The sequence below is a fragment of the Rhizobium sp. WCS2018Hpa-16 genome, assembly GCF_031843705.1.
Lineage (GTDB): Bacteria > Pseudomonadota > Alphaproteobacteria > Rhizobiales > Rhizobiaceae > Agrobacterium > Agrobacterium tumefaciens_C.
The window spans coordinates 16227-29335 of the sequence record NZ_JAVTIX010000003.1 but is presented as its reverse complement, the minus strand read 5'-3'; the positions used below and the strand labels follow the sequence as shown (position 1 = coordinate 29335).

Genomic DNA, 13109 nt, shown 5'->3' with positions numbered 1-13109 from the left:
GATGACACTTTACGCCCCGCCCACAACCCTCGACGATAACGTGCTGCTCTCAGTGCGTGACGTCGCAAAATCCTTCACCATGCATCTGCGCGACGGTCTCATCTTGCCGGTCGTCAGGAATGTGAGTTTCGATCTGCACCGCGGCGAATGCGTCGTCCTCGGCGGTCCGTCAGGGGTGGGAAAATCCTCGATCCTGCGCATGGTCTACGGCAACTACGCCATCGACCAGGGCCAGATAGTGGTTCGGGATGGCGCGTCTCTAGCAGTACAGGATCTCGGCAGCGGCGATCCGAGACTGGTGCTGGAATTGCGAAAACGCAGCATTGGCTATGTCAGCCAGTTCCTGCGTGCCGTTCCACGTGTTTCAGCGCGAGAAGTCGTCGCCGAACCGTTAACGTCTCGCGGTGTGGCGCGTGACGAGGCGCTTGAAACAGCCGGGGCATTGCTCTCACGGCTAAACTTGCCCGAAACCCTGTTCGGCTTGCCGCCCGCCACCTTTTCGGGCGGCGAGAAGCAGCGCGTCAACATCGCCCGTGGGTTTATAACAGATCATCCGATCCTGCTTCTCGATGAACCGACAGCGTCGCTGGATGCGGAAAACCGCGACGTGGTCTTGGCAATGATCGCGGAAAAGCGTGCCAAGGGCACAGCGATCCTTGGGATATTCCACGACCAGCCCGTTCGTGACGCAGTCGCGACACGGATTCTAGATGTGTCTGCATTCTCCGCCCGAAAGGTCGCAGCATGACCAAGCTCTCAATCCAGCCATTGATCCATCCCACGGCTGAGGTCAGTGACTCCACTCTCGGTATCTACACCGAGATCGCCGAATTATGCCGCATCTCCGAGACCGATATTGGCGACTATTCCTACATCGAACGTGGCGGCCAGATTTGGTGCGCGACAATCGGCAAGTTCGTCAACATTGCCGCTTGCGTGCGCATCAATGCCACCAACCATCCGATGGATCGCGCCAGCCTTCATCACTTTACCTATCGGGCCGGAGACTACTGGCCGGGTGCCGGTGACGAGACGGACTTCTTCGCGCAACGGCGGGCAAAGCGTGTGTTCATCGGTCACGATGTCTGGCTCGGCCACGGCGTGACGCTTCTTCCCGGCGTCACAATTGGCAATGGGGCCGTTGTTGGCGCAGGCGCCGTGGTGTCTCGTAATGTCGCGCCCTACACCGTCGTCGGCGGTGTCCCGGCCCGGCTGATCAGAGCCAGATTTGCTGATGGTGTAGGTGAGCGCATGGACCACCTTGCATGGTGGGATTGGCCACATGACCAGCTGTTCGAAGCGCTTGAAGACTTCCGCAGACTCTCCGCTGAAGATTTTCTTTCCCGTTACGGCGGTTGACGCAAAAACTTCATCAAAGCGTCACTGCACGATCATCGAAAGCCATCCAATCTCTTCGAACCGACCGAGCCATGGAGACGAGCAATGACTGCGATTACGGTTTCCAATCTTTCTAAAAATTACGGCGCAACTCGTGCGCTTGCGGGCGTTAGCCTGACACTGGAACGCGGTGAAATGGTCGCACTGATTGGTGCATCTGGTTCCGGCAAGAGCACGCTGATCCGGCATCTAGCGGGTCTTGAAACGGCGGATGGTCAGAGCGGGCAGATCGACATTCTCGGCACGGTATCGCAAAAGGCTGGCCGCATGACCGGTCGGGTCAAGCGTGGCGCAGTGTCGGTGATCTTCCAGCAGTTCAACCTTGTTGGCCGGTTGTCGGTGCTGACCAATGTCTTGGTCGGCCATCTCGGCCATGTTCCACGTTGGCGCGGAACGCTTGGTCTGTTTAACCGCGACGAAAAGGACAAGGCGCGTGCGGCCCTTGCCCGCGTCGGCATTCCGCAGGTCGCTGCGCAACGCTCATCGACCCTTTCCGGCGGCCAGCAGCAGCGCGCGGCAATCGCACGAACCCTGGTCCAGGGAGCAAAGATCCTGATTGCCGATGAGCCGATTTCGGCGCTCGACCCATCTTCCGCACGCCGCGTCATGGACGTTCTTGCCGATATCAACACGCAGGACGACATCACGATTCTCGTGTCACTGCATCAGGTCGAATACGCCCGGCGCTACTGCAAGCGGACAATCGCAATGCGCGACGGCGTGATTGTCTTCGATGGCCCATCAACAGCCCTTTCCAACGCTTTCCTTGCCGAACTCTATGGGTCGGCCTCGGAAGAACTCGTCCTGCCGGATGCCCCGGCGGAGCAATCGACACCGGTGGTCGCCACCGGGTCAGTCAAACGTCAGCCGGTCCTAACGACTGCCTGATCAACACAGCACCGGAGACCAAACATGAACGCGATACTGAAAAGCATGGCGGCGATGTCTGTCGCCTTTACGATGACCTCCGCGGCCTTTGCGCAGGAAAGCACGATCAACTTCGGCATCATTTCCACCGAATCCCAGCAGAACCTCAAAACAAACTGGGATCCACTTCTTGCCGACATGAAGAAGAAGACCGGCCTTGATGTGAAGGCATTCTTTGCTTCGGACTACGCCGGCATCATCGAAGGCATGCGCTTCGACAAGGTTCAGATCGCCTGGTACGGCAACAAGTCTGCAATGGAAGCCGTGGACCGCGCCGATGGCGAAATTTTCGTACAGAGCGTTCCCGCAAGTGGTGAGCCGGGTTACTGGTCGGTTGTTATCGTGCCAACAGACAGCCCGCTGAAGAACATCGATGACCTGCTGAAATGCGACAAGTCGATCAACTTCGGCCTTGGCGACCCCAATTCAACGTCTGGCTACCTTGTTCCAATGACGTTCGTATTTGGCGCCAAGGGCATAGATCCAAAGACGTGCTTCAAGAACGTCACCAATGCCAACCATGAAACCAATGCCATGGCTGTTGCCAACAAGCAGGTCGACGCTGCTGCCAACAACACCGAGAATATGGCGCTGATCAAGCAAAACAAGCCTGAAGCTTTCGCAAAAATCCGCGAAATCTGGCGCTCGCCTCTGATCCCGTCTGACCCGATTGTATGGCGCAAGAACCTTCCGGAAGCTTCCAAGACAAAGATCCGCGACTTCTTCATGACCTACGGCACCGACAAATCGACAGGCGATGTCGCTGCAGAAAAGAAAATCCTCGCAGGCCTGAAATGGGCACCGTTCCGTGCCTCTAGCGACAAGCAGCTTCTGCCAGTCCGCGTCATGGAACTCTCGAAGTCGATCTCGCAGGTTGACGCCGATGCCACCCTTTCCGCTGATGCCAAGGCCACCAAAATCAAGGCCTTGACCGAGCAGAAGACCAAGTTCGAAGCCGAACTCGCATTGGCTTCCAAGAGCTGATTGCACCGATCATTGACGGGCGGATCTTGTATCCGCCCCTTTTTCCGAAACTTGGACCGTAACGATGAGCGAAACAATCCTTTCGGCGAACACCACCGCCAAACCAGCCATGTCCCATGCGAAGCGGCAGGGCGGCATGCGGAACGGGTTACTGACGCTTGGTATCCTGGCGGCGCTGGCTTTCAGCTGGGGACCCGCAGAGATGAGCCGCTGGACTTACCTGTTTACTGACAGCGGCAACATGGCGGACTACGCCAAGGATTTTCTCAGGCCAGATTTCAAGACATGGCAATATTATCTCGAGGAAATGCTCGTCACCGTCCAGATCGCGCTTTGGGGTACGTTCCTCTCGGTCATCCTGTCTGTCCCACTTGGTATTCTCTCAGCGCATAACATGGCGCCATGGTGGGTCAATCAGCCCGTCCGCCGACTGATGGACATGTTCCGCGCCATCCATGAAGTCGTGTTCGCCGTCCTCTTCGTCGTCGCTGTCGGTCTTGGACCGTTTGCAGGCGTGATGGCCCTGTTCATCCACACAACTGGCATTCTCGCCAAACTGTTTTCCGAAGCGGTGGAAGCGATTGACCCACGTCCGGTCGAGGCTATCCGCACGACGGGCGCATCCCGCATTCAGCAGGTCATCTTTGGCGTCATTCCGCAGGTGCTGCCGCTCTGGATCTCGTTTTCATTGTACCGGCTTGAATCCAACATTCGATCAGCCACCGTCCTCGGCCTCATCGGCGCCGGTGGCATTGGCCAGATCCTGTTCGAAACGATCCGTGGTTTCTATTACCCGCAGGCCTCGGCAATCATCATTATCATCGTGCTGACAGTGACGGTGATGGACCTCATTTCGCAGCAACTCCGCAAGCTCGTTATCTGACCCTGTTGGCCAAGACGAACCCCTTCCAAAACAAGAATGATCCCACCAATGACATCTGAACTCACCTTCACAAACGGCTCCATCATTCTTCATGACGAGATAGTACAGGGCACGCTTGTTGTCCGTGATGGCAAGATTGCAGACATCGCCACCGGCTCCTCGGTTTCCGGCATCGATCTTGGCGGCGACACCATCATGCCTGGTTGCGTGGAACTTCATACCGACCATCTTGAAACCCATTTCCAACCACGCCCGAAAGTGCGGTGGAACATGGATGCGGCTCTTCAGGCTCATGACGGGCAGATCGCCACATCCGGCATCACCACCGTTTTCGATGCGCTGCGCGTCGGAATGGATGGCGATACTGAACTTGGGGCACCCGAAATGTCAGCGATGGCGCGGACCATTTCCACCGCCAGCGCTGCCAACAGGCTGCGTGCCGAACATTTCATCCACCTGCGTTGTGAAGTCTCGGTGCCAGATGTGGTCGAACATTTTGATGAGATGAGCGGAAACAACCGCATACGCCTCGCCTCTTTGATGGACCACGCACCCGGCCAGCGCCAGTTTGTCAGCCTTGACGCGTATCGCATCTATTATCAGGGCAAGAAGAAGCTTTCTGACGAAGCCTTCAAAGCCTTTAGTGAAAGGCGAATTGCAGAATCCGAGGCCAATTCCGTAAAAAACCGGAAACTGATCGCAGATCGTTGCCACGCGGCCGGCATTTCTATCGCCTCGCATGACGACGCGACCGCCGAGCACGTTGCCGAGGGTATTGAACTCGGCATATCGATGGCAGAATTTCCAACCACGGTCATTGCTGCCGAACTTTCCCGTCAGGCTGGGCTTCAGATCCTGATGGGTGCCCCAAATGTTGTTCGCGGCGGCTCTCACTCCGGCAACGTCTCGGCCCTCGATCTTCTCAGCCATGGTGCGCTGGATATCCTCTCCTCCGACTACGTCCCGTTCAGCCTGGTTCAGGCGGCATTTCTGCTCGCAGAGAAACAGATCATCGCCCTTCCTCACGCCATCCGGCTCATCTCGGCCAACCCGGCCGATGCGGCAAAGCTGCATGACCGTGGGCGGATAGAGATTGGACGCCGCGCTGATTTGGTCAGGGTGCGGACAACAACAGGACTGCCACCGTTCATCGCTGGCGTCTGGCGGGAGGGAATGCGTGTCGCCTGAACGAAAAGGTATCTTATTGCCCGGTAAAAAAGTGCTGGCATCTGGCCGGGCAAAGATAACGTTTTCGCGATAGAAGAGAAAACATCTCGTGCTTAAAACTAACCGTGCCTATGTAATCTGGTCAGGTTAGAAAAGGAGATGGAATGAGCGAAACGTATGGTCCCCACGCCCAAATGGCAACACTTGCAGAGCGAATGGCGGCTCATTTCCAAACGGATTCAAACCTTGAGCTAGGCCCGCACCTTTCTCATTACATGGAGGAGGTCGAGGTGAACATTGCCGCTCACAGTTTTGACCATGTTGGGTTCATGAGCAAGATTCATGAGCGGCTGGAAATAACACTGGCGGCAACATCCAACCCCCGGCGGCACGAATTCTTGCAAGCCGTTATTGGCGCACTTGGAGGTCGGATAGACCGGTATAAGATAGTGAGCGCAGGGTAGCATCGGAGCTCGCCCAGGCGCGACTGGCCTTTGCGATTTGGCAGCAGGACCCAAACCGTTCGTGATCCCTTTGATCGCCGCCACTGTAGATGAGCAGCCTAGGGCTGCAATCCAGCACAGCGCGCCGTGTTTTGGATATGCGCTTCCATTTCACTGCGGGCCAAAGCGCCATCATTTGCTCTCAGGGCAGCGATGATACGGCGGTGTTCTGCAATGGATTGGCGCATTCTTTCCGGATCAGTGATCGGGATTGGCTGGCGCTGGGTTTCGGTAACCTGATCCCGTACGGTCTGGTAAAGCGCTTTCAGCATGGTGTTGGAGCAGGCCGAGACGATGGTGCCATGAAACTCCAGATCGGCATCGACATTGGCGAGCAGGTCTTGATTGGCCCAGCAATCCTCCATGGTCTTGGTTGCCTTTTCCATCTTTTCCAATTGCGTTTGTGAAAGACGTCCAGCGGAGAGACGCGCGATCTCACCCTCCAGCAGGATACGGGTCTGGAAAACATCGAACACGGAATAGCTTTCAGAATAACGCCATGGCGCCATGTGCCCCGCCTGTCCTGCGGTTCCATCAGCCGCAGCAACGAATGTCCCGCGTCCGGCTTCCGTTTTCAGCAGGCCTAAAGTTTCCAGGGTGAGCAGCGCTTCTCTCAGAGACGCCCGGCTAATGCCAAATTTTTGGGAGAACTCGCGCTGTGACGGGATCTTTTCCCCAGCCTTCAGTTGCCCAGCCTGTATCATGGCCTGGATTTCGCGGGCTACCGATTGCGGCACTAGCGTCTTGTTGAGCATTCGATCCCTGTTTCCCTAAAGCCACCTCGGCCTTTCGATATATTTTTCAAGACGCATCTTGCAAAGCATAAAAGCACATGCTTGTTTGGTCGGACTGGTCTGACCAGTTAGACCAACGTAGATTGGCTTAAAACATAAAACAAGGGGTTCTCCAATGCATCACGTTTCGCGCATCAAAAGCACACTTCTAGCCGGGCTGGTATCAGCGCTTGGCGTGTTCAACGTTCAGGCCGCCGATTTGACCGTCGGGGCCAATATCGGCAACGTTCCATGGGAATTCGAAGATGCCAGTGGCAAGGTCACCGGCTTCGAAGTCGATCTGGTCAACGAGATCGCCAAGCGCCTCGGAAAGTCGGTTGAGTTCGTCAACACACCGTTCAACGGTCTGTTTCCCGCTGTCCAGTCCGGCCGGATCAACATGGCCATTTCATCGATCACCATCACCGAAAAACGCCTCGCATCCGTTACCTTCGCGCAGCCCTATTATGACAGCGACCAGTCTTTGACTGTCACAGCCGCCTCCGGCATCACGGGTCTCAAGGGCATGAGCGGCAAGGTCGTCGGCGTCGATACGGGATCGACCGGTGACATGTGGGCCGAAGCCCATAAAGCCGAATACAAGCTGGGTGAAATCCGCAAGTTCGAAGGCTTGCAGCCCGCCATGCTCGATCTCGTCGCCGGACGCGTCGATGGCTATATTTCTGATATTCCCGCCCTTCTCTACTACGCCAAGGACAAGCCGGAGCTGAAGGTTGTCGAGCGCATTCCGACCGGCGAAAAGTACTCGATCATGTTCAACAAGGGCGATCCTTTAGCCACCGAAGTCAACAAGGTCATCACCACGCTGAAGGGCGAAGGCTTCATCGCCAAGCTGCATGAGACATGGTTTGGCGCAAAGGCCGAGGATACGACATCGACCGTCGCTGTTCTTGACATGCCGAAAGCCAAGTAAGGCTTGAACCGCATCTGGCGGGACCCATCGCGTCCCGCCAGATTTGAAAGGGAGCCTCCTTGGCATGAACCTCATCAATACCTTCTTCAATGTTCCCGTATTTCTCAACAGCCTGCCGCAGCTGCTTTGGGGTCTGCTTGTCACAATCCAGATCGGCGTCACCAGCATCCTTTGCGGCCTTATCGGCGGCCTGTTCCTGGCGGTGGCACGGCTTTATGCTCCAGCGTTCTTTAAACTGCTGATCCGCATCTACATCGACATTTTCCGGTCGATCCCGCTGCTGGTGCTGTTGATTGTCGTTTACTATGCGCTGCCCTTTGTCGGCATCAGGCTGTCACCATTTCTGTCAGCGGTTACCGCATTGTCGCTTGTTTCTGCGGCCTATACGGCAGAAATCTTTCGCGCGGGCATCGAGGCGGTACCCCATGGGCAATTCGAGGCATCCGCAGCCCTTGGCCTCTCCAACCGCAACACCATGGTGGATATCATTCTGCCGCAGGCTATCCGCATCGTCATCCCTCCGCTGACCAACAACTGCATCAACGTCATGAAGGACACAGCCCTTGCCTCGGTGGTTGCCATGCCGGACCTGTTGAAACAGGCAACGCAAGCGCAGGCACTCAACGCAAACCCAACCCCGCTGATCGGCGCTGCACTCATTTATATAGCGCTTCTCTGGCCCATGGTTGCCATCGTGGCACGTCTTGAAAAGCACTTCAGCCGGGGGAAGCGTTGATGGAAAAACAAAGTGTCCCCCTCATTTCCATCCGCGGGCTGACAAAGGCCTATGGCACATTCACCGTGCTGCACGGCATCGATCTCGATGTGGCAGAAGGGGAAGTCGTCTGCGTCATCGGCCCCTCCGGTTCCGGCAAGTCGACGCTCATACGCTGCATCAACCATCTTGAAGCCTTTGCGCCTGAAAGTACGATCACCGTGGATGGTACTCGCGTTGCTCCCGGACCAGCGCTCGCAAAGGTGCGCGCAGAGGTCGGCATGGTTTTCCAATCCTTCAACCTCTTCCCGCATATGACTGTTCTGAAAAACGTCATGATTGCGCCCATGCGGGTACGCAAAACTCCTGAAGCCGAAGCAGAGCGCAAGGCACGTGAGCTACTGGCCCGCGTCGGCATTTCAGAGCAGGCAGGGAAGTTTCCCGGCCATCTCTCAGGTGGTCAGCAGCAACGTGTCGCAATTGCCCGCGCTCTTGCCATGGAACCACGCGTTCTCCTGTTCGATGAGCCAACATCGGCGCTTGACCCGGAGATGGTGGGCGAGGTGCTGGATGTCATGCGCAAGCTGGCTGGCACAGGCGTCACCATGGTGATCGTGACCCACGAAATGGGTTTTGCCCGTCAGGTCGCCGACCGCGTCATTTTCATGGATGGCGGCAGGTTGGTGGAGGAAGGCACGCCGGCGGAGATTTTCGATAACCCACAAGAGGCGAGAACGCGCGGCTTCCTTCGCGCCGTCCTCAATCATTGAATAAAAAACATTCGGGAGACACCAGGAATGACCACCACTTCACCGCTTAACCTCGATTATGTGCGAAGCCAGTTTCCAGGGCTTTCACGCGGCTGGACCTTTTTCGACAATGCGGGCGGATCGCAAATTCTCAAGGGCGCGCTGGAGCGCATCAATACGTTTCTCATCGAAAAGAACGTTCAGATCGGCGGCTCTTATGAGGTCTCACAAAGTGCAGCCAGCGCGCTTTATGAGGCGCGCACAGCCGCCATGCATCTGGTCAATGCATCGAGACCAGAAGAGATCGTGTTTGGCAACTCAACCACCGCCTTGCTGCAAAATCTTGCCCGCGCCATGCAGAGCCAATTGTCAGCAGGCGACGAAATCATCGTCACCGTCAGCGACCACGAATCCAACATCGGACCCTGGGACCGGTTGCAGGATGCGGGCATAGTGCTGAAATTCTGGCCACTGAACAAGGAAACCCTGACGCTTGATCTCGCTGACCTTCAGCCCCTGATGAGCGAACGGACCAGGATGGTTTGCGTTACCCATGTCTCAAACATTCTTGGCTCTATCAATCCAATCCGCGAGATAGCCGATTTCGTGCATGCGCGCGGGGCAAAGATTTGCGTCGATGCCGTGGCCTATGCGCCCCACCGCGCCGTGGATGTGCAGGCCTTTGACGTCGATTATTATGTCTTCAGTCTCTACAAGACCTACGGTCCGCATTACGCGCTGATGTATGGCAGGTACGACCTGCTGCTCGAGCTTGATACGCTCTACCATTATTTTTACGGCAAGGACAAAGTCCCGGGCAAGCTGGAACCGGGCAACCCCAATTATGAGCTAGCCTATTCCACCTGCGGTATCGTCGATTACCTGACTGCACTGGGTGAGCAGGCGGGGGAGACCGGCACGGTGCGCCAAAAAATTGAAGCCGCCTTTTCAGCCATTACGGCACAGGAAAATCTGTTGACCGAGCGGCTGCTGAGCTATCTGCGCTCCCGCAACGATTGCCGGATCGTCGGTCAAATATCTAACCTTGGTGATACCCGTGTGCCGACGATTGCGTTCCGTATCGATGGTCGCGAGGCAGGTGAGCTTTGCAAGGCGATGGACGGCGAGCACATCGCCATGCGCTTTGGCGATTTTCATTCGAGACGGCTTGCCGAATATCTCGAACTTACCGACCATGGCGGTATGCTACGGGTGTCGATGGTGCATTACAACACGCTGGAAGAGGTTGATCGCTTTACGGCTGCACTCGACCATATTCTGGCAAGCGATGCGGGATTTGCGAAAGCAAGTTGAGCGGTGAAAAGCATAGGGAACATGGAATGATGCGTTTCGATACGGTAATCAAGCACGGAACCGTGGTGACGGCAAGCGACACCTTCGTCAGCGATGTCGGTATCAAGGATGGGCGGATTGCAGCGCTCGCCGCTGAGCTGACCGATGCCGACGAGGTGATCGATGCCACTGGTCTTTTCGTCCTGCCCGGCGGCATAGATAGCCATGTCCATCTCGACCAGCCGTCTGGCGACGGCATCGTCATGGCAGATGATTTCGACCGCGGCACCCGCTCGGCGGCCATCGGCGGAAACAGTACCGTTCTTGCCTTCTGCATGCAGGAAAAGGGGCAGTCTCTGCGCGAAGCGCTGAAGGTCTATCATGCAAAAGCTGATGGCAACTGCCATGTCGACGTGTCCTTCCACCTTGTCATTACAGATCCGACTGCAGAAGTGCTGGGACAGGAACTTCCAGCACTGGTGGAGGATGGCTACACCTCGCTGAAGGTTTTTATGACCTACGAAGGCTTGCGGCTTCGCGATGACGAGATTCTCGCGACGCTGGATACGGCTCGGCGCACCGGCGCTCTGGTGATGGTCCATTGCGAAAACGAGGATGCCATTCGCTACCTCATCGGGCGTCACGAGGAAGACGGCAAGTTCGAACCGAAATACCACGCCACGACACGCCCCATCGCCGCCGAACGGGAGGCAACGCACAGAGCACTGTCGCTTGCCGAAATCGTCGATGTGCCTATCGTCATTGTTCACATCTCCAACCGCGAGGCCATGGAAGAAATCCGTCGAGCACGCCAACGCGGCCAGAAAATTGTCGGAGAAACCTGCCCACAATATCTGATGCTGACCGCGGACGATCTCGACCAGAGCGAGATGGAAGGCGCAAAATATGTCTGCTCACCTCCCCCGCGCGACAAGGCCAGCCAGGACGCCTGCTGGGAAGGCATCGAACAGGGTGTGTTCGATCTGTTCTCATCCGATCATTGCCCGTTTCGTTTCGATGACCCGGAAGGAAAACTGAACGAGAAGGGCAAGCGCCATTTCCGCTGGATTCCGAATGGCATTCCCGGCGTTGCCACACGCTTGCCAATCCTGTTTTCCGAAGGCGTTATGAAAGGCCGGATCGACCTCAACCAGTTCGTTGCGATCACCTCCACCAATCACGCCAAACTTTACGGCCTCTATCCACGCAAGGGCACCATCGCTGTCGGTGCAGATGCCGATATCGCATTGTGGGACCCGAACAAACGCGTCACCCTCACCAACGACATGCTGCACCATGGCGCAGATTATACGCCGTATGAAGGGCTCGATATCCGTGGCTGGCCGATACGCATGCTGTTGCGCGGCAAGACGATCGTGGATGACGGGAATTTTATTGGCCCGACCCCAAAGGGGAACTATCTGCCGCGGGAGCGATCATCGCTAACTCGCCAGCGTTCTCAAGCACTGATCTGAGTTCGAAAAAGCACGTGGTCCGAGGATCGCGAATTGCCCGGCATCAAGTCGATGCAAGCAATTCTGCTACCCGGCATTCTTTTCAAAAAGTTGCGGCCTTGGACGGACGAAGGTTTTGCGTCCGGCTTTCCAGCCAGCCAAGGTCTGCGCCCCTGATCGGATGGCGCTGCGGTGGTCCCGGGCGTCAAGGATGACGACGTCGGCCACCGCGCCGACAGACAATCCGTAGGGTATTCGCTTAATCTTCGCCGCATACGCGCCGACCATTTGGAAAACGGCGTCTATATCCTCATCGCGGGAAAGCTGCATGACGTTGGCATAGAGATTGGCCATCCGCCCCAACGAGGCATCTCCGAATGGGGTGAAGGGATTGAGGATGTTGTTGGTGGCAATGGCAGCCTCCACTCCCTCTTTCAGCAAGAGATGCGCAGGCGTAACGCCGCGCGGGATGTTGAACTGCTGATCGCGTCCCATCAGAAAAAGATCCGTGGCCGGCAGAACCGTGAAGGCAATTCCGGCAGCGGCAATCTTGCGTGCGATCATTGAACGTACTGGCGGATCAAGCGCGGAGAGGTTGGTGACGTGGCCGATAGTGACCCGGCCCCCGTAGCCGTTTGCATATGTGGCCTCGATGACCGCTGGCAGGTCTGTCTTTTTCGGATCGAGGCTGAAGTCCAGATGGAAATCCACATCGACATCATGCTTTCGAGCTAGCGCGAATATCCGCTTGATGTGCTCTTCCGGTCGAGGGTCGGTATAGGGGCAACCGCCGATGAGATCGGCCCCGGTGCGCAACGCCTCGTCCAGCATCTCCTCTGTTTCTGGCTCCTGCGTCAGCCCTTCCTGCGCAAAGGCGCAAATCTGGATGTCTATAGCAAATTTGAACCGCTCACGAACACGCTTGATGGCTTCGAACGAGCGCATGCCAGCGCGGGGATCTATCTCCACAAAGGTGCGCATGCGCGTGGTGCCATGAATGATGGCCTGTCGAACGACAGCAGACGCACGTTCAAAAACGTCTTCTTCAGAAAATCCAGTCTTGGCTTTTGCCGTTTCGCGTACGGCTTCTTCCAGAGTACCAGCGCAGATCGAACAGCGATCCATAATGCAGGCCTTATCCAGATGGACATGACAATCCACGAAGCCGGGAAAAGCAAAATTGCCCTCCACATCGTCCTCGATAATGGCATCGCAGCGGATGTCTGAGCCAATCGCAGCAATGCGACCGTCCTTGACGGCGATATCCACCGGCCCTCGCTGATCTGCCAGTTGCGCGTTTCGAATGACCAGATCGACGTGCATATCTGC

At 56.6% G+C, this 13109-nt stretch carries 14 protein-coding genes; 12 read left to right on the top strand and 2 right to left on the bottom strand.

Annotated features, from left to right (window positions below; genetic code table 11):
• The first annotated feature begins 1 nt into the window (after position 1).
• From phnL to RQI55_RS11280, 7 genes are all read left to right on the top strand, one after another.
• Positions 2-748 carry a phosphonate C-P lyase system protein PhnL gene (gene phnL / locus RQI55_RS11310; protein WP_042618863.1) on the top strand — a complete coding sequence of 249 codons (747 nt, stop codon included), beginning with the start codon at positions 2-4 and terminating at the stop codon, positions 746-748.
• Complete coding sequence (locus RQI55_RS11305) at positions 745-1359, top strand: DapH/DapD/GlmU-related protein (RefSeq protein ID WP_042618862.1); 615 nt, start codon at positions 745-747, stop codon at positions 1357-1359. Before phnL ends, RQI55_RS11305 begins: the two co-directional genes overlap by 4 nt.
• Positions 1360-1443: 84 nt before the next feature.
• Positions 1444-2286 carry a phosphonate ABC transporter ATP-binding protein gene (phnC, locus tag RQI55_RS11300; RefSeq protein WP_042618861.1) on the top strand — a complete coding sequence of 281 codons (843 nt, stop codon included), beginning with the start codon at positions 1444-1446 and terminating at the stop codon, positions 2284-2286.
• 24 nt (positions 2287-2310) lie between these two features.
• Positions 2311-3309, top strand: a complete 999-nt coding sequence (phnD, locus tag RQI55_RS11295) for a phosphonate ABC transporter substrate-binding protein (RefSeq protein WP_311272574.1) — start codon at positions 2311-2313, stop codon at positions 3307-3309.
• 64 nt (positions 3310-3373) lie between these two features.
• Positions 3374-4192, top strand: a complete 819-nt coding sequence (phnE, locus tag RQI55_RS11290; RefSeq protein ID WP_042618859.1) for a phosphonate ABC transporter, permease protein PhnE — start codon at positions 3374-3376, stop codon at positions 4190-4192.
• A gap of 48 nt (positions 4193-4240) precedes the next feature.
• Entirely contained in the window at positions 4241-5380 is a 1140-nt protein-coding gene (locus RQI55_RS11285; protein WP_042618945.1) for an alpha-D-ribose 1-methylphosphonate 5-triphosphate diphosphatase, read from the top strand.
• A gap of 143 nt (positions 5381-5523) precedes the next feature.
• On the top strand, positions 5524-5823 hold the full coding sequence (locus RQI55_RS11280; protein ID WP_042618858.1) for a hypothetical protein: 300 nt from the start codon (positions 5524-5526) through the stop codon (positions 5821-5823).
• 98 nt (positions 5824-5921) lie between these two features.
• On the opposite strand, the gene RQI55_RS11275 is transcribed toward RQI55_RS11280, so the two are convergent.
• Complete coding sequence (locus RQI55_RS11275; RefSeq protein ID WP_042618857.1) at positions 5922-6617, bottom strand: FadR/GntR family transcriptional regulator; 696 nt, start codon at positions 6615-6617, stop codon at positions 5922-5924.
• Between the two features lie 154 nt (positions 6618-6771).
• On the opposite strand from RQI55_RS11275, the gene RQI55_RS11270 reads away from it, so the two are divergent.
• The 5 genes from RQI55_RS11270 to hydA all read left to right on the top strand — a co-directional run bounded on the left by RQI55_RS11270 (position 6772) and on the right by hydA (position 11801).
• Complete coding sequence (locus RQI55_RS11270; protein ID WP_042618856.1) at positions 6772-7569, top strand: ABC transporter substrate-binding protein; 798 nt, start codon at positions 6772-6774, stop codon at positions 7567-7569.
• Positions 7570-7633: 64 nt separating this feature from the next.
• Positions 7634-8305, top strand: coding sequence for an amino acid ABC transporter permease (locus RQI55_RS11265; protein ID WP_042618855.1), 672 nt, complete (start codon positions 7634-7636; stop codon positions 8303-8305).
• Positions 8305-9054, top strand: a complete 750-nt coding sequence (locus RQI55_RS11260; RefSeq protein WP_042618854.1) for an amino acid ABC transporter ATP-binding protein — start codon at positions 8305-8307, stop codon at positions 9052-9054. The genes RQI55_RS11265 and RQI55_RS11260 overlap by 1 nt, the downstream gene beginning before the upstream one ends.
• A gap of 27 nt (positions 9055-9081) precedes the next feature.
• Positions 9082-10347 carry a cysteine desulfurase-like protein gene (locus RQI55_RS11255; protein ID WP_042618853.1) on the top strand — a complete coding sequence of 422 codons (1266 nt, stop codon included), beginning with the start codon at positions 9082-9084 and terminating at the stop codon, positions 10345-10347.
• A gap of 29 nt (positions 10348-10376) precedes the next feature.
• Entirely contained in the window at positions 10377-11801 is a 1425-nt protein-coding gene (gene hydA / locus RQI55_RS11250) for a dihydropyrimidinase (RefSeq protein WP_042618944.1), read from the top strand.
• 66 nt (positions 11802-11867) lie between these two features.
• Here hydA and RQI55_RS11245 read toward each other — a convergent pair whose 3' ends face one another.
• Positions 11868-13103, bottom strand: a complete 1236-nt coding sequence (locus RQI55_RS11245) for an amidohydrolase family protein (RefSeq protein WP_042618852.1) — start codon at positions 13101-13103, stop codon at positions 11868-11870.
• Between the last annotated feature and the right edge of the window lie 6 nt (positions 13104-13109).

Coding starts and splice junctions, on each gene's coding strand:
- phnL (WP_042618863.1), top strand. CDS start 2: ATGACACTTTACGCCCCGCCCACAACCCTCGACGATAACGTGCTGCTC.
- RQI55_RS11305 (WP_042618862.1), top strand. CDS start 745: ATGACCAAGCTCTCAATCCAGCCATTGATCCATCCCACGGCTGAGGTC.
- phnC (WP_042618861.1), top strand. CDS start 1,444: ATGACTGCGATTACGGTTTCCAATCTTTCTAAAAATTACGGCGCAACT.
- phnD (WP_311272574.1), top strand. CDS start 2,311: ATGAACGCGATACTGAAAAGCATGGCGGCGATGTCTGTCGCCTTTACG.
- phnE (WP_042618859.1), top strand. CDS start 3,374: ATGAGCGAAACAATCCTTTCGGCGAACACCACCGCCAAACCAGCCATG.
- RQI55_RS11285 (WP_042618945.1), top strand. CDS start 4,241: ATGACATCTGAACTCACCTTCACAAACGGCTCCATCATTCTTCATGAC.
- RQI55_RS11280 (WP_042618858.1), top strand. CDS start 5,524: ATGAGCGAAACGTATGGTCCCCACGCCCAAATGGCAACACTTGCAGAG.
- RQI55_RS11275 (WP_042618857.1), bottom strand. CDS start 6,617: ATGCTCAACAAGACGCTAGTGCCGCAATCGGTAGCCCGCGAAATCCAG.
- RQI55_RS11270 (WP_042618856.1), top strand. CDS start 6,772: ATGCATCACGTTTCGCGCATCAAAAGCACACTTCTAGCCGGGCTGGTA.
- RQI55_RS11265 (WP_042618855.1), top strand. CDS start 7,634: ATGAACCTCATCAATACCTTCTTCAATGTTCCCGTATTTCTCAACAGC.
- RQI55_RS11260 (WP_042618854.1), top strand. CDS start 8,305: ATGGAAAAACAAAGTGTCCCCCTCATTTCCATCCGCGGGCTGACAAAG.
- RQI55_RS11255 (WP_042618853.1), top strand. CDS start 9,082: ATGACCACCACTTCACCGCTTAACCTCGATTATGTGCGAAGCCAGTTT.
- hydA (WP_042618944.1), top strand. CDS start 10,377: ATGCGTTTCGATACGGTAATCAAGCACGGAACCGTGGTGACGGCAAGC.
- RQI55_RS11245 (WP_042618852.1), bottom strand. CDS start 13,103: ATGCACGTCGATCTGGTCATTCGAAACGCGCAACTGGCAGATCAGCGA.